The organism is Mucilaginibacter calamicampi, from assembly GCF_042676765.1.
In the GTDB taxonomy this organism is placed as follows: Bacteria; Bacteroidota; Bacteroidia; order Sphingobacteriales; family Sphingobacteriaceae; genus Mucilaginibacter; species Mucilaginibacter calamicampi.
On the sequence record NZ_JBHTHU010000006.1, the window covers coordinates 445542 to 466691 of the forward strand.

At 39.1% G+C, this 21150-nt stretch carries 17 protein-coding genes; 15 read left to right on the forward strand and 2 right to left on the reverse strand.

Annotated features, from left to right (window positions below):
• Positions 1–6: 6 nt before the first annotated feature.
• The gene (locus ACFQZS_RS11540) at positions 7–1134 is read right to left on the reverse strand and encodes an acyltransferase family protein (RefSeq protein WP_377100333.1); all 1128 of its coding nucleotides are present in this window, start codon (positions 1132–1134) and stop codon (positions 7–9) included.
• 134 nt (positions 1135–1268) lie between these two features.
• On the opposite strand from ACFQZS_RS11540, the gene ACFQZS_RS11545 reads away from it, so the two are divergent.
• The 9 genes from ACFQZS_RS11545 (at position 1269) to ACFQZS_RS11585 (ending at position 11912) form a co-directional block, all read left to right on the forward strand.
• Positions 1269–2372 carry a hypothetical protein gene (locus ACFQZS_RS11545; protein WP_377100335.1) on the forward strand — a complete coding sequence of 368 codons (1104 nt, stop codon included), beginning with the start codon at positions 1269–1271 and terminating at the stop codon, positions 2370–2372.
• The gene (locus ACFQZS_RS11550; RefSeq protein ID WP_377100337.1) at positions 2372–3526 is read left to right on the forward strand and encodes a hypothetical protein; all 1155 of its coding nucleotides are present in this window, start codon (positions 2372–2374) and stop codon (positions 3524–3526) included. The genes ACFQZS_RS11545 and ACFQZS_RS11550 overlap by 1 nt, the downstream gene beginning before the upstream one ends.
• A 2-nt stretch (positions 3527–3528) precedes the next feature.
• Positions 3529–4650, forward strand: a complete 1122-nt coding sequence (locus tag ACFQZS_RS11555; RefSeq protein WP_377100339.1) for an acyltransferase family protein — start codon at positions 3529–3531, stop codon at positions 4648–4650.
• Positions 4643–5884 carry a glycosyltransferase family 4 protein gene (locus tag ACFQZS_RS11560; protein WP_377100341.1) on the forward strand — a complete coding sequence of 414 codons (1242 nt, stop codon included), beginning with the start codon at positions 4643–4645 and terminating at the stop codon, positions 5882–5884. Before ACFQZS_RS11555 ends, ACFQZS_RS11560 begins: the two co-directional genes overlap by 8 nt.
• A gap of 40 nt (positions 5885–5924) precedes the next feature.
• Positions 5925–7277, forward strand: coding sequence for a hypothetical protein (locus ACFQZS_RS11565; RefSeq protein WP_377100343.1), 1353 nt, complete (start codon positions 5925–5927; stop codon positions 7275–7277).
• Entirely contained in the window at positions 7277–8365 is a 1089-nt protein-coding gene (locus tag ACFQZS_RS11570; RefSeq protein WP_377100345.1) for a glycosyltransferase family 9 protein, read from the forward strand. The genes ACFQZS_RS11565 and ACFQZS_RS11570 overlap by 1 nt, the downstream gene beginning before the upstream one ends.
• 240 nt (positions 8366–8605) lie before the next feature.
• On the forward strand, positions 8606–9574 hold the full coding sequence (locus ACFQZS_RS11575; protein WP_377100347.1) for a glycosyltransferase: 969 nt from the start codon (positions 8606–8608) through the stop codon (positions 9572–9574).
• Between the two features lie 106 nt (positions 9575–9680).
• Positions 9681–10511 carry a glycosyltransferase family 2 protein gene (locus ACFQZS_RS11580; protein ID WP_377100349.1) on the forward strand — a complete coding sequence of 277 codons (831 nt, stop codon included), beginning with the start codon at positions 9681–9683 and terminating at the stop codon, positions 10509–10511.
• 150 nt (positions 10512–10661) lie between these two features.
• A complete protein-coding gene (locus tag ACFQZS_RS11585) occupies positions 10662–11912 on the forward strand; it encodes a WcaI family glycosyltransferase (RefSeq protein WP_377100351.1) in 1251 nt (416 codons plus the stop codon).
• A 45-nt stretch (positions 11913–11957) separates the two neighbouring features.
• Here the strand turns inward: ACFQZS_RS11585 and ACFQZS_RS11590 are convergent, their stop codons facing one another.
• Positions 11958–13199 carry a glycosyltransferase family 4 protein gene (locus tag ACFQZS_RS11590; protein WP_377100353.1) on the reverse strand — a complete coding sequence of 414 codons (1242 nt, stop codon included), beginning with the start codon at positions 13197–13199 and terminating at the stop codon, positions 11958–11960.
• 295 nt (positions 13200–13494) lie between these two features.
• On the opposite strand from ACFQZS_RS11590, the gene ACFQZS_RS11595 reads away from it, so the two are divergent.
• The 6 genes from ACFQZS_RS11595 to ACFQZS_RS11620 all read left to right on the forward strand — a co-directional run bounded on the left by ACFQZS_RS11595 (position 13495) and on the right by ACFQZS_RS11620 (position 21150).
• Complete coding sequence (locus ACFQZS_RS11595) at positions 13495–14097, forward strand: D-sedoheptulose-7-phosphate isomerase (protein WP_377100355.1); 603 nt, start codon at positions 13495–13497, stop codon at positions 14095–14097.
• Positions 14098–14230: 133 nt separating this feature from the next.
• On the forward strand, positions 14231–15559 hold the full coding sequence (locus ACFQZS_RS11600; protein ID WP_377100357.1) for a flippase: 1329 nt from the start codon (positions 14231–14233) through the stop codon (positions 15557–15559).
• The gene (gene glf / locus ACFQZS_RS11605) at positions 15559–16677 is read left to right on the forward strand and encodes a UDP-galactopyranose mutase (protein WP_377100359.1); all 1119 of its coding nucleotides are present in this window, start codon (positions 15559–15561) and stop codon (positions 16675–16677) included. The genes ACFQZS_RS11600 and glf overlap by 1 nt, the downstream gene beginning before the upstream one ends.
• A gap of 1 nt (position 16678) precedes the next feature.
• Positions 16679–17566, forward strand: coding sequence for a glycosyltransferase family 2 protein (locus ACFQZS_RS11610; RefSeq protein ID WP_377100361.1), 888 nt, complete (start codon positions 16679–16681; stop codon positions 17564–17566).
• A 169-nt stretch (positions 17567–17735) separates the two neighbouring features.
• Entirely contained in the window at positions 17736–19778 is a 2043-nt protein-coding gene (locus tag ACFQZS_RS11615) for a right-handed parallel beta-helix repeat-containing protein (RefSeq protein ID WP_377100363.1), read from the forward strand.
• A gap of 91 nt (positions 19779–19869) precedes the next feature.
• Positions 19870–21150 (forward strand): hypothetical protein, encoded by a 1281-nt coding sequence (locus ACFQZS_RS11620; RefSeq protein WP_377100364.1) that lies wholly within the window; start codon positions 19870–19872, stop codon positions 21148–21150.

The following is a 21150-nucleotide window of genomic DNA, read 5'->3' on the forward strand; positions in this document are numbered from 1 at the left end:
AGAGATCTATTGGTGAAAAAACTTATTTACTAACTGCTTTGCCAGTTTTTGAAAAGGAACTTCAATAAAGAGATAGCTCAAATAGCTTAGGAAAAACGCCAAAACGATAGATAGAATTAAAATAGCGATTTGCCCATATAACAATGCCGATCCAACTAAGGAGCAAACTGTTATGATAATGGGCAAATGAAGCAAGTAAAAGCTGTATGAAATCCGGCCCAAAAACACAAAGGGCTTTGCATTTAGCACGCTAACTAAGGGCGTATTACACAACGAAATGATCAAAATAATGCAACCACCGACGGCCGTTGTATAGTCTCGCCAAAAAAAGGCGAATGGGTGCAGCTTATCGCCATAAGGGATAAATGACAACAGGCTAATATTGTATAGGTAAATGGAAACTAAGCCAATAAGCAGCATTATGCCAAAGTGTATGTTATTTAATTTATCGATAACTTGATATCTGTATTTTGCCAACAAAATGCCTAAATAAAATATGCCCAAATAACCAAAAGTGTGGTTATATATCATCACATTGACGAGTAAGAAAAACAGCAAATTTAAATACCAGTTGCACCGGTTAACCAGCATTATAATAAAGGGTATAATTAATGACATTTTCATTTCAACAACCAGCGACCAAATAACCGGGTCGATAAGATCGCCATTAAAATTAGGGCCTATAAGCAAGCAAGTTTTAATAAGTTCTATGGCATATTTGCTATCCATGTGCCAGGCCCAAAATTCATTTATCCATGGCGAGAATGAATGCATTGCGACTGGCTGATACAAATACGTTTTCAATAATAATGCAAATGCTATAGCGGCCAGGTATGCAGGATAAATCCGTAGAATTCTTTTTAAATAAAATGGTAATAGTTTTAGGGGCTTATTGCTATTTAAAAAGGGAAGTGCCAGCACAAAACCGCTTAAAACAAAAAAGAACATTACCGCCGCCCTGCCATTTGTTATTATACCCAATGGTGTAAAGCGCAACGTCCACGAACTGTGTGCATCTATGTTGAAAGCCAACAGATAATGAGATAGGAATACACATAAAGCAGCAATGCCCCGTAAGCTATCCAGTTGTTGAAAACGTTGAGATACCTGGCTTTTTATTGCAGCATTTGTCATAACGAGTAATTGTACTGGATGGTCAAGGCGCTAAAAATAGGGTTGCTGCTGTTATATAATACAGGTAAATGTAAGGAGAATAAGTATGTTATAAGTATTTTTGTGAATCAGCGGTAACAACAAGTGAATATTGAATGAATATAATTTTAGTATGTAGTTCGCTTGAGCCGGGCCGTGATGGAGTAGGCGATTATTCGCGTTTGCTTGCAGGGGCATTGATAAACCAGGGACATGCATGCGCGCTATTAGCCCTTAATGACAAATTTGTACGCAGCATACAACATGAAGTGCAATTAGCTGATGATACAAAAGTTGCCGCATTAAGAATTCCAACTTATAAGCTAAAAGATAACATACGCGATGTCCAATCATGGATAATTGATTTTAATCCGGATTGGTTAAGTTTACAATACGTGATATTTGGTTATCACAACAAAGGATTACCGTTTAACCTGAGTAAGCAATTGTCAGCAATAAGCCAGGGCCGCAAGTGGCATATCATGTTTCATGAACTGTGGCTGGGAATAGCCGTGCAAGAGTCTGTAAAGTTGAAATTATGGGGGCGGATACAAAAATATTTGATAAAGACGCTGATCCGGCACCTTAACCCAAGGGTAATTAATACGCAAACCCCCCTTTACCAAATATTATTACAAAACTTAGGGTACAAAGCCACCTGTCTGCCGCTATTTTCTAATATTCCAAAAATTGAGAGTGTGCGCAAGGTTGATAATTCCGATAGCATTAAATTGGTGGTTTTTGGTACAATACATACCGGTGCCCTCATTAAGGAATTGGCGGCCGACGCGGCCGCATACACGTTAAAGCATAAAAAAACCGTGCTGCTTACATTTATAGGAGCGTGTGGTAGCCAGCAGGAAAAATGGGTTAGCGAATGGCAAAACGCCGGACTTAGTGTTGATATTATGGGCAAACAACCTGCCGGTATTGTGTCCGCTGTTTTACAGAATTCTACAATCGGTATTTTAAGCACGGCAGTCGCGGTTGCAGAAAAAAGCGGCTCTTTTGCAGCAATGCGCGCTCACCGGTTGCCCGTTTTAAATATATCTAAACCCTGGCAACCAACCGGAGTAGCTATTGATGTCCCCTTGGGCGTTACCGTTTATGAGCCCGGTAGTTTTGAAAAGTATATAGCATCGTGCCCGGTCATGATAAACAATAATATTGGTCCAACGGAAGTTGCAAAAGAAATGCTTGCTCAATTAACAGTTTATTAATGCCAAAAAGAAGAATCTGCCTGTTTACTGCCCATTCACCCGCAAGCGGTGGCGGTGGTGCTATATTACGTAGCCTGGTAGAAAACATGCCCCATATTGATGTAATATGGTGTTATACAGGAAGCAAGGTAGTTGGGTATGAGGCCGGGCATTTAGGCGAAGGCATAATGGGTGGCAATATTCTGAAGGATATAGCATCAACCTATAAAATGCTAAGCGGTTTTAATAGTGTAAGTTTAAATAAACTGGTTGATAAGCTACTGGCTGTTTCTTGCGATGCGTACTGGATAGTATCGCACAACGAAGGGCTGCGGGTTGCTTTAGAGTTAGCTTTACATCAACAGCAACGGCCGGTGCATCTAACCGTGCATGATGATTGGGCAGGGGCACTCAGCGCCCGGTCTGTAAGATATCGTTTATTAGCCGGGCCAGCACAAAAACTTACCATTAAAACCTTAAACAGCGTTGCATCATTTGATGTGATAAGTAAAGGCATGCAAGCATACTACAGCCAAATAGCTGGTAAAACCGGTAATATTTGTCATCGTTATTTATTAGTGGATAGTCTTCATATTACTCATTTACCTAATAGGGGTGAGGTTTACATCGGGCACATAGGTTCTTTGTATAACGTAAAAAGCTTAATAGATCTAATAACGTTATTGCGTAAATATTTTGAGCCAAAAGGAAAGAAGCCTGTGGTTAAACTGTGGGGCTGTCACATAACCGGCGAAAGCATGCCGGCTGATTTAAGAGATTATACCGTTTTTTACCCAACTGCCTCAGAGGCAGAAGTCGTTCCTGAGTTAGCCAACTGCGACTTATTATATGCCATGTATCCGTTGGGTAAATCACTGGAAATTTTTGCCCAAACCAGTTTGCCAACCAAGCTTACCAGTTATTTGCAGGCGGGACGCCCAATTTTGGCACATTGTGCAAAAACAAGTACCCTTGCAGAATATATTGACACAACAGGGTTAGGGGTGGTTTGGCCATCTGATAACGAAGCCGAAGGTATAGCAGCGATTGAAAAACTATCTTCGCTTAATATTACCCTGCAACTTGCATTAAAAGCAAGGGAGCTTTACTTTGGCGAACGCAATTTGGAAGTTATGAATGATTATTTTATGAACGGCGACACCAAAACAGCCTAGGTATGGAAAATAGTGCACCAGCTCGTAATATTTCCGGATCATCAAGTGCTTTTTTGGATGCATTACGAATCTGTGCCGCGCTCTTAGTGCTTATTGTGCATGCTTTTAATAAATGGTTTTTAACCAAAGCATATCGTAGCGAGTGGCCGGGCGAGCCTTCGCATGTGGCGGTAATCGTGTTTTTTGTTCTTTCGGGATATGTGATCGGCTATACAACTATTAGTAAAAACCGGGGCGCTATGCAATACGCTCAGGCAAGGCTAAGCCGGCTATGCTCAATTGTAATACCGGTAATTTTAATAACAGCATGTATTCACCTGTTTATATCAATAGTTAATCCGGAAGCACTATTAAAAACAAGGGGTTCCTCAGTTTTACGTTATATTCTTTCCAGCTTTTATTTAAACGAACTATGGCTCTTTTCGGCAGCTCCGCCGTTAAACGGCTCGCTTTGGTCCTTAAGTTTTGAGTTTTGGTATTACACTGTTTTTGGGTTATGGTTTTTCAGAAAACCCGGCTTAAAATCAACGCTATTGTTAATACTTGCAATTGTTGTTGCAGGCCCTAAAATAATATTGATGATGCCAATTTGGATAATGGGTTATCTGGCTTACAGGCTGCCCGGGCCAAATATTAGCCCGGCATTGGCGTGGTGCCTTATAGGTTTAACCTTTTTAAGCGGGGCCGTTGTTGCGGCTTTTCTGCCGCCTTTGCCATATGTAATTCATTTAAAGCCACTATATTATGCAAACCAGTTTTTTACAGACTGGGTTTTAGCCCTTTTTGTATCTTTTGCATTATGGTTATTGCCAAATGGAAATGGTAGTAAGGTTAGTTCTAAACCTGCAAATCTGCTTAGAAAAATAGCCGACCTTACGTTTCCACTTTACGTTCTCCATTTCCCTTTAATTGTTTTGTGGAAAGCAACCATTGGTATTCAGTATGATAATTTCTGGCAGCTTTGCGCGGCAATTGTTTTTGTGTTGATAACCGCATCAGTAATTGGATATTTTTTAGAAAAGCAAAGGCCGTTGTGGACGCGCTTTTTTAAGTGGCTGCTTACCAATGGGCGTAATTTTTTTAACGTGAGTCGATCAGATAAATCTACAGCCAATCATGAGTAAGATAGTTTTGTCGCATCCTACGGGAAACCAATTCGTCAGAGCTTTACTTGTGGAACTACAGGCGCGCGAACTATTAACTCGTTTTTACACAACCATTGCAACTAACCCCGGCAGCCCATGGCTTGGTATGCTGCCTGCTAAATTTAAGCAGGAATTGCTCCGCCGCTCTTACCCGGTACCCAGGGATATAATAGAAACCCAGCCTTTAAAAGAACTGTCGCGCAATTTGCTGCCAAAGCTTGGTTTTAAAAGCATAGCCAGGCATGAAGTGGGGTGGGCAAGTGTTGATGCGGTATACAACGAGCTTGACAATAAGGTAGCTAACGCGTTATCGCAACTTAAAATTAAAAAAGGTGTAACGGGCATATACGCTTACGAAGATGGGGCTGCGGCATCCTTTGTTATGGCCAAAAGCCTTGGCCTAAGTTGTTTTTATGATTTACCGATAGGTTATTGGAGAGCTGCGCAGCAACTGCTTGCTGCAGAGGCTGAGCGTTGGCCTGATTGGGCAGCTACATTGCCCGGTATGCATGACTCTGCTGAAAAACTATTAAGGAAAGATCGGGAGCTCCAGCTTGCCGATAAAATTTTTGTAGCCAGCCGGTTCACAGCAAAAACACTCGAATTCTATAATGGAACGCTTGCGCCGGTAGAGGTGATACCGTATGGCTTTCCGCAGGTTGCCGGGCGCGAATACAATAAAATATCGCGAAGCCACCCCTTGAAATTACTTTTTGTGGGGGGGCTCTCTCAACGAAAAGGTATAGCCGATGTATTTAAAACAGCGGAATTTTTTGGTAACCGCGTGGAGTTAACTGTTGTTGGGCATAAAACTGGAAACAACTGTCCGGTTTTAAACGAAGCACTTGCAAGGCATACCTGGATACCAGGCTTGCCGCATCAACAAATATTAAAATTGATGCATCAGCATGATGTACTTCTATTTCCTTCGCTTTTTGAAGGATTTGGTATGGTGATTACCGAGGCAATGGCGCAGGGCACACCAGTAATAACTACTGACCGCACCGCAGGGCCTGATATTATTGAGGATGGGCACAACGGATGGTTAATAGAAGCGGGAAATACGGAAAAATTAATTGAAGCAACCGAAAGACTATTGATGAAACCCGAATTGATTGAAGAGAATGGCAAAGCAGCCATTGAAACAGCTGTTAAAAGGCCCTGGCAATTGTACGCGAAGCAGCTTGTTGCGTCAATAATTGATGAAAATTGAGTATAATTGAAGAAAAAACAGGAGTATACCATTTACTAATATGGCCGAGGGGATAACAGCGCAACTGCAAACAAGTACGGACAAGAGTTTGCCCAACTTTAGAGCAGAGCACGGCGAAATGCTGTTAAAAAAAGGCATCTGGGTTTATTTTTTTCTAATAATTTTTGAAGGGGCGTTACGTAAGTGGTTTTTACCTTCTCTGGCAACCCCATTGCTTATCATTAGAGATCCTGTTGCAGTATGGCTGCTATACACTGCTTGGAAATATGACAGATTTCCATCAAACATATATATATCCGGAATTTATTTCGCGGGGATATTAGGTTTTTTTACAACTATGCTTGTTGGCCATGGTAATCTTTTTGTGGCTATATATGGAGAGCGCATATTATTGCTTCACTTTCCCCTTATATTTTTAATAGCAAATACTTTCGATCAGACCGACGTAGTAAAGATGGGACGGGTATTTATGTGGATAGCAATACCTATGGTTGTTATTGTTGCTTTGCAGTTTTATACCCCGCAGTCTTCATTTTTTAACAGAGGCATTGGCGGCGAGGGTAGTTCGGGTTTTAGTGGTGCCAACGGTTTTTTCAGGCCATCGGGTACTTTTTCATTTACAACAGGGCTAACAGAATTTTATACAGTTATAGCGGCATTTGTAGTGTACTTCCTGCTAAACGAAAATAAGATCAAGCGTTGGGTTCTTATAGGTGGGGGTATAGCTTTAATGGCTGCAATACCATTGTCAATAAGCCGGACTCTATCATTTCAAATAGCACTTACCGCGGTATTTACTTTGATAGCTGCTCTTAAAAACCAAAAGTATCTTACTACTATAATTGGCGGGGCTGTAACTGTGGTAGTGCTGTTTTTTGTTTTAAACGAAGTGGGGGTATTTGGAACCGCGGTTGATACGCTTGTGATAAGATTTACTGACGCCAATGAAAGTGAGGGTGGTATAGTAAAAACGCTGACTAACAGAACAATTGCAAACGTTGACGAGCCTTATTTGGGAGATGATTTTCCCTTTTTTGGTATGGGCATTGGTATGGGAACAAATGCAGGTGCCCGCATACTCGTAGGCCGATCAGACAAGTTCCTGGTGTCTGAAGGGGAATGGGGGCGACTGGTTGGTGAGATGGGATCTATTTTGGGCACGTTTGTGCTTTTAATCCGTATTGCCATATGCTTTAAAATACTCGTTAAAGGCTACCAGGCTCTAAAATTTAACAATATCCTTCCGTGGCTATTGTTAAGCGTTGATTTTCAGCTTATATCACAGGGGCAGTGGGCGCAGCCAACCGCTCTTGGCTTCGCCATTTTATTTGCGGGCTTAAACATTGCTGCTTTTAAAACATATGAGCCCGACGTGAAGAGTAATTTTAATTAATGCAAAAGTTAGAAAGCGTTTTAATTTACAGATTAGGTAGCCTTGGAGATACTATAGCTGCTCTACCGGTTTTCAACAAGGTAGTGGCCGCATTTCCGGGCGCGGATATAACCTTGCTAACTAATAAGCCTGTTGCCGCTAAGGCCGCTGCAGTTGAGAGTGTGTTGGGAAATGAATATTTCTTTAATCACATATTAAATTATCCTGTCGGAACACGCAATCCATTTTTACTGTTTAAATTACTGATTGATATCAGGAAGAGAAAACCCAATATCGTTTGCTATTTAGCCAGTGTACGTTCAGACGGCGATATTAGAAAAGCAAAATTAACCCTTTTGCGCGACAAGCTTTTTTTTAAAGCCGCCGGGGTGAAGACATTTATTGGTTTCCCGGAGATAATTGAAGATATCCAGCTAAGCATTGACCCTCAAACCGGAGATTTTGAATGGGAGCCTAAACGACTTGCACGCAGGTTTGCGTCAATAGGTCAGATAGACCTTAATTCGGAAGATGCTTGGAAACTTCATTTCACCTCTGCGGAGTTGGCGATAGCGGATAAAGTAATTGCAGACTACAGTATAAATACACCATTTATTGCCATAAGTACCGGCACAAAGCATCCAACCAATAACTGGGAACAACACAATTGGGTTGAATTATTGAATTTATTAGGACGAGAACTGAAGGGATGGCATTTAGTAGTTTTCGGCGCAGCCGATGAGGCTGAAGAAGCAGACATATGTTTAGCTGCCTGGGGCCAGCAAGGAGTTAATCTTTGTGGGAAGACCGCGCCAAGAACATCGGCAGTATTAATGCAGCGTGCAAGTGTTTTTTTAGGACATGATAGCGGCCCCATGCATTTGGCTGCCAGTGTAGGTACGCCTTGCGTGTGTGTGTTTTCGGCCCGCCATTTTCCACGTCAATGGTATCCACGGGGGTTAAATAACAAAATAATATATCATAGAACAGATTGCGCAGGATGCCAGAAAGAGATTTGTATAACGCAGCAGAAGCGATGCATACTATCTATAAGCCCCTACGAAGTTTATAGTGCGGTTGCCGAGGTGTTAAAGTTTAATATTAATTAAAACTGTATGAGGCTTTTACATATCATCTCAAGTATGGATCCAGTGAGCGGCGGGCCATGCCAGGGTATACGCAATAATAATCCACTGATCAGAGATTTGGGCGTTTATCGCGAGGTTGTGTGTATGGATGACCCCAGTTCGGAGTATTTAGGATCAGATGATTTTCCTATCCACGCTTTAGGGCCGGCTAAAGGGCTTTGGCAATACTCTAACAGGTTGTTTCCGTGGTTAAAAACGCATATGCAGTCTTTTGATGTTGTTGTTATTAACGGCTTGTGGTTGTTTTTTAGTTACGCGGGATGGAAAATGCTGAGAAAAATAAAAGAGGCGGCAAAGAATAAAGGAGATAAAGTACCTAAACTTTTTGTTATGCCACATGGCATGCTTGATCCATACTTTCAGTTGGCTCCCGAGCGGAGAATAAAGGCAATTCGTAATTATATATATTGGCATTTAATAGAAAAAAAAGTTGTTAATGATTCTGATGGATTGTTATTCACTTCGCAATTAGAGCTTTTACTTGCGCGCAAATCGTTTCCTGATTACCACCCGAAAAATGAATATAATATAGGATACGGAATTCCTTTACCTCCGCCATATTCAGCCGGCATGAAAGAAGCGTTCCTGAAAAAGTGTCCTTTGCTGCAGGGGAAAAATTACTTACTTTTTTTCGGGAGGATACATCCCAAAAAAGGCGTTGATATGCTGGTGGAAGCTTATTTAGAGTTGTTAGCAAAAAGGCAAATAAAGAACCTTCCTGTTTTGGTTTTAGCCGGGCCAGGTATGGACAGCCAGTTTGGCGCAAAAATAAGAAGGGCTCTTGCATTAATACCTGAAGCAAAAGATTACGTGTTTTATCCTGGAATGATAAAAGGCGCGGCCAAATGGGGCGCAATTTATGGGGCAGATGCGTTTATGTTACCCAGCCATCAGGAAAACTTTGGCATTGCCGTAGTTGAGGCTTTAGCATGTAGCAAACCTGTAATTATTTCAGACCAGATAAACATATGGGAGGAAATTAAAAAAGGCAAGGGGGGCATCGTAACTGAAGATACAATCTCTGGTGTAAAAAATATGCTCAAGCAATGGTTTGAATTATCTGCGGTTGACAAGAAAGAAATGGGTGAAAATGCCTTCAACGTTTATTTAAATAATTTTAGAGTTGAGCGTGCCGCCGCTAAATTCTACAATGTTATTTCGCAACGGTAATTGCCAGGCAAAATGTGTTATAATAAAATCAATTTGTTTAGCTGTTTTAGTTCTATTAGGATATATTTGCTAACCACTTGCAGATAGTGGAAAATTGTGATTTTATATGATATCTGTATTGATCCTTACTAAAAATGAAGAGTCTAATTTGCCGGGCTGCTTAAAATCTGTGGCCTGGTGCGACGATATAAACGTGTTTGATTCGTATAGTGAGGATTCAACCATAGAAGTTGCGCAACAGGCGGGAGCAATAGTAACCCAACGAAAATTTGATAACTGGTCCGACCATCAAAATTGGGGACTCGCAAACATTCGTTTTAAGTATCCATGGGTGTTATATATAGATGCAGATGAGCGGGTGTCAGAAAGTTTGTATTTGGAATTAAAGCGTTTTGATCCGGATAAAAATACTGACGTGGTAGCCTATGAGATACAAAGAAGGGATTTTGCCTGGAATGGAAAATGGTTAAAGCGGTCGCAGATATCACCGTACTATGTTAGATTGTTTAGACCAGAAAAGATGCGGTATGAACGATTGGTAAATCCAATTTCTCTGGCTGACGGAAAAGTGATGCGAATGAATGGTTATTTGGATCATTATCCTTTTTCTAAAGGATTTAACCATTGGTTTACCAGGCATTTGGGTTATGCAAACATGGAAGCTGAGATGTTAGTGCATGATGTAAAAGCTGATACCCAATTTTCTTTGAAAAAGGCCATTTTTGAACGCGATTTTACAGAGAGGAGATACCATCAAAAGGGTTTCTTTTACAGAACGCCGTTAAGGCCGGTTGTAAAATGGCTTTATATGGTTATTTGGCGTAAAGGGTTTATGGACGGAGCTACCGGCATAACCTATGCTACATTGCAAGCTATATATGAGTACCTGATTGTGTTGAGGACGCGGGAAATAACAGCTGCAGAAAAGGTGGTTTAATATTTGACAAGTGCACCGTGATTTAACTTTTTTGCTGTAATATGTAGGTGATATACGCCATATCTACGCTGTTTTTGATTAATAGTGTTTATATTTAGGGTTTAATAGTTACGGGGACGAGACGTAGGATGTGAAAAAACTATATTTTTAATGAAAAAAAAAAACATTCTGCTTATAAGTCATAATTTTTCGCCCGAACCCATCGGGATAGGTAAATATAACGGGGAGATGATGGACTGGCTGGCTAATCAGGGTTACGATTGCACAGTTATAACCACGTTCCCGTATTACCCTTTCTGGAAAGTTCAGGCACCTTACAGAAACAAATGGTATAAGAAAGAAATTATAAAATATCCCGATAGTAATTCAAATATTCAGGTTTATCGTTGCCCCTCATACATTCCATCTAACCCTACAGGTAAGCAACGAGCAATTCAAGATTTCTCTTACTGGATTGCTAAGTTTTTTGTTGTTTTTAAACTTATTCTGTCGCGAAAAAGGTATGATCTAATCATAAACGTAGCTCCGCCTTTTCACTTAGCCTACCTTGGTTTAATGCTAAGGGTTTTTAACGGCGGTAAGCTGTTGTACCATATACAGGATATGCAGATAGAAGCAGCTCGCGATCTTAAAATGTTCTATCATAAAAAGTTATTGGCAGGCTTGTTTAGAATAGAGCGTAAGATATTAATGAGCGCTGACTATGTAAGCAGCATATCGCTGGGAATGATTGACAAGATTCACTCAAAAATAAATAAGGACGTTATTTTCTTCCCAAATTGGGTTGATACCGAGTATTTTAAACCATTGCAGGATCGCGGCTCGCTTAAACAAAAATGGGGTTACCAGCCCGATGATCAAATTTATATGTATTCGGGGGCTATCGGTGTAAAGCAGGGCTTAGAAGGAATAACCCTTGCGGCAGAAAAATTGAAAGATAATCCGCGCATTAAATTTATCATTTGTGCATCGGGCCCGTACAAAGATGAGTTGGTTAAAGAGGCACAGAAAAAAGGACTGTCCAATATAGCTTTCTTGCCATTGCAGGACAAAGAAGTGTTTAACGAGTTTTTGAACATGGCCGATATTCACCTGGTGATGCAAAAAGCTACTGCAGGCGATTTGGTTATGCCATCAAAATTGGCCACTATATTTGCCGTTGGGGGCGTAAGTATAGTTACAACCTCGCCGGGAACGTCATTATACAAAATGATAAAGGATGATAATTTAGGTTATATTGTTGAGCCGGGAAAAAGCGATCTGCTGGTTGAAAAAATACTTGAGCTTGAAAAAGGGTACGATAAAAACATAGGCTTAAATGCCCGCAATTATGCTATGAAGTATTTAAATATTGATAGTGTAATGAAACAGTTTGTAGCCGATGTGTTGCATGATGTTTAAAAGCAAAAAGCGACTCACTTTAATAAGTCGCGGGTAATAAAAATCTTAATTACGTTGAGCCACAGCGTTATAAATGTCCAATAATTCGTTCGTTATTTTTTGCGGATCATGCCTTTCAAGGGCTGTTTTACGAGAGTTTCTTCCATAGTCAGCGGCTTTTTTATAATCGTTAATCATTTCAACAATTGCTCCCGCCATAACAAAGGGGTCACCATCTTGTATAACAATTCCCTCTTTACCATCTTGTATTAAAGTACTTGTGCCACCGGCATTTGTAGTTACACATGGCATGCCTAAAATCTGCGCTTCGCAAAGGCTGTTCGGGCTGTTTTCAATGTGCGATGTAGAAACATAAATACTAGCCTGAAGCATTTGTGTTATTAAGTCATCTTCAGCAACGGTGCCCAAAAATTTGATGTTTTTTGAGATTGGCTTTCCTACCACTTTTGCCGCTATAGCAACGGTTTCGTCGTTAACGTTAAGGCCCGCAACCCGCCACTCGAAGCTGATATTTATCATATCCAGTAAAAGGGCGCAATGTAACAAGGTTTCTATGCCTTTATAAATATCGGGCCCATTGGTGGTAAATAAAGTAATTTTTGAGTTTAAAGAAGCAGCCCATTGTTTTTGATAAAACCCGCTGCGAAGCACTTCGTCATTGTGATGATAAATTGCGTTTGGTGCCAGTATTGATGCTACTCTTTTATCCCACGCCGTACGGCCAATTACATGTTTGGTATGGCGGTATATATCCAGTTCGCGTTGGGCCATTTTATTGAAACGCCTGTAAACATTATTGAAGCTTCTAAACAAGATGAACTCTTTAACGCGCGAATATTTTCTTACATGAAAATGGTTAATGGTAGAAAAATATTTATGGTGGTAAACGGTAATTATGCTTTGAATGGACAATACCACCGGAATATCAGTGTATTTCTGAATCAGGCCGTAATTGGTTTCTGTACCGTGCACATGTATTACATCAGGCTTAACTTCGTCAATGATTTTTAAAAAAGTGGCTATGTGCCTATCGCTCTCAAGCGAATTAGTAATTCGCTCCAGCATCTCAGATACCTTGCCTTTTTTGTAACGCTTAACCGGAAAATATCTGGTATTGCCCAGCGTAAAGGGTTCATGGTCGTCGTGATGATAAAATGCAATTGATAGGTCAACCTTGTCTTGTATATTGCTTTCAAGCGCTTTAAGCCATCCAAGGCCCATGTAGTTATTGTTTACATGGGTTGCACTTAATCCGGGCGACAATGAAAACCATAAAATCTTCAACATTATGCCTTATAGTTTAATTATGATTGTAAAAATTATTGACACCTTTTGCAAGGTAAATTTCACGGCTCAAGTTAAATAAAAATTTACCCGGGTTATATTAAATACTCACTTAAACTATATTCGTTTTATATTTGAAAGGCAATACAGGCTAAGGTGTGGATTGAAACAAAAAGACGATTTTTATTGTGATACCGGCTTTTCTCCTGCCAGATAAAATGTTAAGCTATTTTTACCGTTAAAAAAATCTTAAATAGTATTGTTCTTCACAACTACCATCTAATAGTAATATATACTAATGTCAAATAAAATTATTACTGATCAAATATCATCTTCAATACTTGTTAAGCAAAGTATTTTAAGCGATCCGGGCTTAATTGAGGTGATTGACAAGGCTGCTAAACTGATAACCAATGCATACAAGGCCGGATTTAAAACAATGTTGGCCGGAAATGGCGGGAGCGCTGCCGATGCCCAACATATTGCGGCAGAATTGGTAGTTAGGTTTTACTTTGACAGGCCGGGGCTATCATCTATAGCTTTAAGTACTGATACTTCCATTTTAACAGCCATTGGAAACGACTATGGTTTTGATAAACTTTTTGCCCGGCAGGTGCAGGCCCATGGGGTTCCTGGTGATGTTTTTATAGGATTATCTACATCCGGAAATTCGCCTAATGTTTTAAATGTACTGGAACAGTGCAAGAAAATGGGAATAGCAACAATTGGGTTAACGGGAATGGGAGGCGGTGAAATGAAGCAACACTGTGATATTTGTATTGAGGTGCCTTCGGTAGATACACCGCGGATACAAGAAGCTCATATTTTAATAGGCCACATAATATGCTGTATTGTAGAGCAGGAAATTTTCGGATCCCCGCAGCATGATACACTGTTGTAATGCTTCTATTCAAAGTAATTTAATTAAATAAGCTGTTTAACGTTCCAATTAAGCTTTTGGAACGCTATTATCAATAGGGGTAAAAATAACCACTTATGAAATATTACTATATTTGAAAGTAGTTATAGCAGGGATGAGTACAAACAGAACAACAATTCTAAAAAATATTACCAGCCTTGTTTCAATTCAAATAGCTAACTATCTCTTACCCGTAATTAGTGTGCCCGTAATTTGGCGTGTTATTGGGGCCGATAAATTCGGTGTCATTAACTATGCAACCGCTATTGCAGGTTATTTTGTTCTGATTGTAAACTATGGGTTTGATCTTACCGCCACAAGAAAGGTGGCACAGAATAAAAACGATACCAAAGTAATTACCGAGCTTTTTAGTACGGTGTTATGGTGTAAGGTTTTATTATTTCTGGTAACACTTGTGCTATTTCTCTGTTGTTTTGCCGTAGTTCCGTTTTTTGTTGCCGAGTGGAAAGCGATGATATTTAGCTACATTTTTGTTATATCCTGGATAATTACACCTAACTGGTTGTATCAGGGCATGCAAGAGCTGCATCGGGTAGCTGTTTTTAACGTAGTAATGAAGCTGTTATTTACAGTAGCCGTATTGTTGGCGGTACGCCACGAAGACGACTATTTCTATCACCCGCTTATTTTTAGTGCAGCGCAAATAGCGGTTGGGTATTATTCGTTTAGGTATGCAATTGGCAGATATAAAATCAAAATTATCAAATTACCTTTTCAAAAAATACTAAGAACGTTAAAAGACGAATATCAGGTGTTTTTTTCGACAGTGGTAATTAATGTATATACTACTGCTAACATGGTTTTGTTAGGCGCTCTCACTAACAATGCCCAGGTGGGTTACTACGCTGCCGCGATAAAAATTGTGCAAATAGCTCAGGCTGTTATCACTGTGCCGTTATCTAACTCTTTTTTTCCGTACGTGGGTGCTGCATTTGCCTCTGGTAGAGACGAAGGTGTACAGGCAGCTCAGAAAGTGCTACCTATTGTAACTATAGTAGGATTTATTGCTTTTACCGGAATGGTTGTGTTAGGCCCCTGGGCATTGCGGTTGTTTTACGGAGAAAGCATTACCTTAAGTATACCTATATTTCTTATTTTGTCTGTAACTCCGTTGCTTATAGTTATTAGTAATGTCTACGCAATACAAGTAATGTTAAATTTAATAATGGATAAGGCGTTTTTGCGCATTACAACAGCAGGCGCGATTGTAAGCGTAGTATCAAATCTATTATTGATACCTTTAATTGGTGGCACCGGAGCGGCATATAGCTTAGTAATAACAGAGGTGTTTATTGTATTGGCCTGTGCTATTTATTTATATGCAAAAGGAATTAATTTGCTTACGTGGAAGTATTTCAGCGCGCGCACTATTATGAGTCAGATATTAACCATTTTTTCATCACTAAAAAAAACAGCTAACTAATGCGTTCTCAAAATTATCTGATTATAGGAGCAGGATTTTCGGGGGCTGTTATAGCTGAGCAATTAAGCAAAAATATTGATTGCAGCATTACCGTATTAGATGAACGTAACCACATAGGGGGCAATTGCCATACAGAGCGCGATGGTGCTACAGGCATAATGGTACATACTTACGGCCCGCATATTTTTAATACAGACAATAAGGAGGTGTGGGATTATATTAACAGGTTTGGCAATTTCAAAAATTACACCCATCGTGTAAAAGCTATTTATCAGGATAAAGTTTACACCCTGCCAATAAACCTGCATACTATAAATCAATTTTTCGGAAAAAATTTTACACCCGCCGAGGCTGAGGCATTTATTGCATCACGTGTAGTTAAGATCGCTGAACCTGCCAACTTTGAGGAGCAGGCAATGACAATGATAGGTGCAGATCTTTATAAAGCTTTTATGTACGGATACACTAAAAAGCAATGGGGATGCGAGCCTAAGGAGTTGCCGGCTTCTATAATTAAAAGACTACCGCTAAGGTTTAATTACAATGACAGTTATTACCATGGACAGTTTTTCGGAATACCTGAGGAAGGTTACTCAGCAATAATTGAAAAAATGTTAACGCATGATAATATAGAAATACGTTTAAACACAAGGTTTAATTCAGCATTTGATACCGGCGCTTATGACCATATATTTTACACCGGACCAATAGACGCTTATTTCGATTATTGCTACGGAAGATTAGGATATCGTACAGTAACCTTTGATCGTAACGAGGCCGAAGGCGATTTTCAAGGCGCATCGCAAATTAATTATTGTGATGAGGACGTAAGCCATACCCGTGTTGTTGAATATAAGCATTTCACTCCCTGGGAGGAGCATGATCAAACTGTGTATTTTAAGGAATACAGTAAGGAGACGGGTGACGATGACGTACCGTATTACCCAAAACGATTGACTGCCGACATGGACAAACTCAGCCTGTACCAGGCGCAGGTTGCACAACTGGATAAGGTGACTTTTTTGGGTCGGTTGGCTACTTATAGGTATATGGATATGCACCATGTAATAGCCGAAGCTCTGCAGCTTGCAGCTAAGTTTATAGAAAAACACAAGTAGTATGTTGAGTAATACTGCAGCTGTAATTGTTACTTATAATCGCCTTGAAATGTTGAAGCATTGTATTGGCAAACTGCGAGCGCAAACCTTACCGGTAAATGATATTATAGTTGTGAACAATGGCAGCACCGACGGAACAAAAGAGTGGCTGGCAACGCAGACACAGTTAATAGTTTTTAATCAGCCCAACAGCGGTAGCGCCGGGGGGTTTTATACCGGAATAAAAGCGGCGGCAGAAGCTTACAACTATAAATGGTTATGGCTGATGGACGACGATGGCTACCCGGCAGAAGATTGTTTAGAAAATTTAATTGCAGCAACTGTTAAGAAACCTGAGGTTGATGTTTGGGGCTGCATTGTGTTGGATAATGATAACCCTGACAGCCTCGCCTTTGATTGCGCGGCTATAACCACATCCAACAATAAAATACATCTGTCAATAGAATATGTTGACAATTGGGCCCCCTTTTTCAACGGCATACTTTTAGCAGTTAATACTGTTAAAAAAGTTGGTTATCCAGATCCACGCCTTTTTATATGGGGCGATGAAATGGAATATTTTCAACGCATTAATAATATCGGTGCTATTATTAAAAGCACTACTAAAGCGGTTTTCTATCACCCTAAAGACAGGCTATATGATAAAGTTTTTAAAGGTGAATATGTTTATGACGGCCCCACAAACTGGAAAGCTTATTGCTTTTTTCGCAACCGGGCTTACTTAGGGCGTAAATACCATAACAGCACGCGTACAAAAGTGTTGCTTAAACAATTTGACTATCTATATAGGAAATTGTCGCTTATAGATTTTATTAAAGCTGTTGGTTTAATAACCAGGGCGCATATAGATGGATTGCGCTATAATTTAAATAAGAAATTGCCTTATTAAAATCATATAATAATTAACCATCAATTAGCTATTGGATGCCAAATTAATTGGTTTGAAGTTTTCTGCTAATTTCATTAAATTTGTTCGTGCTTCTGCAAACTATAGGTATTGGTAAATGCATATACAATTGATATGCGCGTAATCTGATTTGGTATTGAATCTAAACAACATGAGGTTTATCCTTTTTTCGTTGAAAACATTAATTATATGCGCTGTCATTACAGTATTGACATCATTTCAAGGCAACAAAGAAGTTAACATTTTCGTCTCGCCTAATGGTAACGATAACAATGATGGTCAGATAAATACGCCTGTACGTACAATTGAAAGGGCCAAAGGCATTGTGAGAGTGTTACGTTCAAGATATACTTATTCTAAAATAACAGTTGCTCTAATGCCCGGTGAATATGAAATTTCGGAATCGTTAGTATTTACCTTCAATGATGGAGGGACATCGACTTGTTCTGTGAATTATAAAGCATATAAACCTGGTACGGTTACGATTTCAGGCGGAAAAAATTTAGCCCATAACTGGGTTAAAACTAAATCCGGGAACATTTGGAAGTTAAGTACAGGGTCATACAAAGAGATTAATCAACTTTTTGAAAACGGGAATCGCTTAAACAGGAGTCAGTCGCCGTTATTTTATACTTCAGGACCTTTGAGGGCGTACAAAGGCACTATTAAAGATATAACTAAGCACGAGCTTTCGGATATTTCTGAAAAATTTAGGTTAAGTGCAAAACTTAAAACTAAAGATCTCATACCATTTTCGGGATTCTCTTATATCGGAAATGATTTAAGTAAGTTAAGTGTAGAAGATGTAAATAACGCTGAAGTAAAGTTATACCATAGTTGGGATTGTTCTTTGCATTCTATTGCAAAAATAGATTATAATACAAAGGAGGTATATCTTAAGAGCCCCTCTATTTATCCTGTTGGCTTTTTTTCTGATAGAAATCGTTATGTGTTAGAAAATTGTAGAGAATATTTATTAAAACCCGGTGATTGGTGTTACAATAGAGAAACTAATGAAATTCTATTACGCACGAAAGTAAATGCGAATCCTAACTTTTCGCAATACACTATTCCCCGTCTTAAACAACTTATCTTAATAAGAGGCAAGGGGGATTCCACCAACCGATCAGTTCAAAACTTAACTTTCTCAGGAATTAAGTTCAAATATACTGTAGCCCAACGGGGAGTGCATACCGATAAAAAAGAGGTTCTGTCAAAGTACAATATAAGTAATATTCCCTGGCTTGATATGCAAACAGGATACTCTGGTGGTATGAATGGAGATGCAGCTATCTCTCTGCAAAATGCTTGCGGTAATAAGTTTGAAAACTGTGACTTTTCTCAATTAGGAGCATCTGCAATCAATATTAAAGATTATAGCAGCAAAAACAATATTATCAATTGTAGATTTTTTGATTTAGGTGGTGGAGGTATAAAGATAGGTGCAGAGGTATATGATTTAGGTAAAACATTTGATGCTTCTCTGCCCACTTTCAATGTTGTAAAAAAATGTAAGATCCATGATAGCGGACTTATTTATCCGTCGGCGATAGGTATTGCTGTTAATGCCGCAATTGGCTCTAATATAAATAGCAATGAAATATATAATATGCCGTATGACGGTATCCTTTGTGGTTCCGTAACGGGGCGAGGCCTAAGTTATACACGGGCAAACATCATCGAAAACAATAAAATTCATCATGTTATGCAACTATTGGCAGATGGGGGGGGGATATACACATTTGGTAATCAATTTGATGCGGTAATAAGGGGAAATATAGTTCATGATATAAGTCGATCCCCGGATGCGACTGGTTCTGGTAACTATGGTCTATATTTTGATGAAGGCTCGGCCCGTATTTTTTTAGATAACAACGAAGTCTATAATATCGAGAACGAGGCAGTTCGGTATAATAAATCCAATCTACAATCTGATATAGTCTGGGGAACGAATAAATTTGATGGCAAATCTATTACCGGAAGTGATGGTCAGTTATTTTCATCTGTGGATGTACTACAGCGATGGATTAAGACAGGGCGACTCCAGAGTCTTATTTCAGGTGAATTAAGTTCTAATTGGTTTATATATTGTTTAATTGCATTACTATCGATTATCATCATACTTTTCTTTAAAACAAAAAGACGGCAAAATAAGAAAGTGTATCATAAAAAAAGGAATTATAAGGTTAGATAATAAGGTATTTAAATTAAAAGGTAATTTCAACCTATATTCACTTGTAATAGCGAAGATCTTTAACCTAAACCAACGTTGTATATAAATAAATATGAAATTTTTCAAACAATTTGACGCTTATTACTTCATTACGCTGCTGTTTATCTTGTTATCGTCTGCTGCTAATTTTCTTGCTGCAAATGATATTATTTGGTTTGTTGTATTGCTATTCTTCTCTGTTTTTGCACTTGGCAAACAGCTTTTAAAAATTAAGGATCTGCGCATTATAGCAGTGCTTTCTATAGCATATCTTGCTTTTGTAGGTATTAGAGACGCTGTTATCAATAACCTGGCAATGGAATATCTGATCAGTGACGTAGTTTTCTTGTTTAAATATGTTTATCTGGCGTTTCTTTACTGCGTTATAATGAAAGATAAGGTTGCGCATTACTTTGTAAATGTAGTAGCTCATCTTACGGTCATCTCTCTCTTTTTTTATACGCTTCAGCTGATCGGGCTGCGAGATTATATATATGCGTTTTCTGAGTCATTACACTTGCAAAGTGCTTATTACATTGATGGTTATACCAACTTTATTTTATTCACCTACGTTAGGGGGCTTCACGACTATAGAAATTCAGGGTTTTCCTGGGAGCCGGGAGCGTTTGGCTGTTTCCTTATTATAGCTTTAATGTTCAATTTGTTTCTTAACAAATTCAAGTTTGATAGAAAATCGTATCTGTTTATTGTGGCTATTATTACAACCATATCAACAACAGATTATCTGGCGCTCATTGTACTTGTGTTTATGGTTTACAGATACAAAGTGCCTCGTATAAATTGGGGTACGGTAATGTTATTGCTAATGGCGGGCGGAATTTTTATTTACATTCCTATTTTGGGCGATAAGATAATGGGAACCTATTATGAAGATATGGATGATTTGCGCCGTCTTAAATACCTTGAAATATTTTACAAGAAGAATAATAGCCAGATACCTTTAAACCGGTTTTCAAGCATGGTTTACCTTTATCAAACATTTGGCTGGCAGTTAATATTAGGGGTGAGTAACAAGTATGATGTAATAGTTAACAGCAAATTTAATATCAATATATCAAACGGGTTATTTGATTTTATGGCCAAGTTTGGCTTGGTCAACTTTATCTTGCTGATGTATCAATATGCGAGATTTTGCCTGGCTAATGTAAAGAAATTTGAATTCATGATATACTGTGTACTTACGTTATTGATTATTGGTTTTGGCGAACCCATTATGTTTTTGCCATTTGTGCTGATGTTTATCTTTTTACCGTTTGAACAGATAAGAGTGATAAAAGGCAGAGTAAAAAATTTTAGTTTAGATCGCCTGGGCAAATACGGTGTAGCACGATAA

Bases quoted from the DNA above. Each gene is read 5' to 3' on its own strand.
- ACFQZS_RS11590 (WP_377100353.1), bottom strand. From the start codon at position 13,199: ATGTTGAAGATTTTATGGTTTTCATTGTCGCCCGGATTAAGTGCAACC.
- ACFQZS_RS11575 (WP_377100347.1), top strand. From the start codon at position 8,606: ATGCAGTCTTTTGATGTTGTTGTTATTAACGGCTTGTGGTTGTTTTTT.
- ACFQZS_RS11565 (WP_377100343.1), top strand. From the start codon at position 5,925: ATGGCCGAGGGGATAACAGCGCAACTGCAAACAAGTACGGACAAGAGT.
- ACFQZS_RS11570 (WP_377100345.1), top strand. From the start codon at position 7,277: ATGCAAAAGTTAGAAAGCGTTTTAATTTACAGATTAGGTAGCCTTGGA.
- ACFQZS_RS11615 (WP_377100363.1), top strand. From the start codon at position 17,736: ATGAGGTTTATCCTTTTTTCGTTGAAAACATTAATTATATGCGCTGTC.
- ACFQZS_RS11600 (WP_377100357.1), top strand. From the start codon at position 14,231: ATGAGTACAAACAGAACAACAATTCTAAAAAATATTACCAGCCTTGTT.
- ACFQZS_RS11595 (WP_377100355.1), top strand. From the start codon at position 13,495: ATGTCAAATAAAATTATTACTGATCAAATATCATCTTCAATACTTGTT.
- ACFQZS_RS11620 (WP_377100364.1), top strand. From the start codon at position 19,870: ATGAAATTTTTCAAACAATTTGACGCTTATTACTTCATTACGCTGCTG.
- ACFQZS_RS11585 (WP_377100351.1), top strand. From the start codon at position 10,662: ATGAAAAAAAAAAACATTCTGCTTATAAGTCATAATTTTTCGCCCGAA.
- ACFQZS_RS11545 (WP_377100335.1), top strand. From the start codon at position 1,269: ATGAATATAATTTTAGTATGTAGTTCGCTTGAGCCGGGCCGTGATGGA.
- ACFQZS_RS11550 (WP_377100337.1), top strand. From the start codon at position 2,372: ATGCCAAAAAGAAGAATCTGCCTGTTTACTGCCCATTCACCCGCAAGC.
- ACFQZS_RS11540 (WP_377100333.1), bottom strand. From the start codon at position 1,134: ATGACAAATGCTGCAATAAAAAGCCAGGTATCTCAACGTTTTCAACAA.
- ACFQZS_RS11610 (WP_377100361.1), top strand. From the start codon at position 16,679: ATGTTGAGTAATACTGCAGCTGTAATTGTTACTTATAATCGCCTTGAA.
- glf (WP_377100359.1), top strand. From the start codon at position 15,559: ATGCGTTCTCAAAATTATCTGATTATAGGAGCAGGATTTTCGGGGGCT.
- ACFQZS_RS11560 (WP_377100341.1), top strand. From the start codon at position 4,643: ATGAGTAAGATAGTTTTGTCGCATCCTACGGGAAACCAATTCGTCAGA.
- ACFQZS_RS11555 (WP_377100339.1), top strand. From the start codon at position 3,529: ATGGAAAATAGTGCACCAGCTCGTAATATTTCCGGATCATCAAGTGCT.
- ACFQZS_RS11580 (WP_377100349.1), top strand. From the start codon at position 9,681: ATGATATCTGTATTGATCCTTACTAAAAATGAAGAGTCTAATTTGCCG.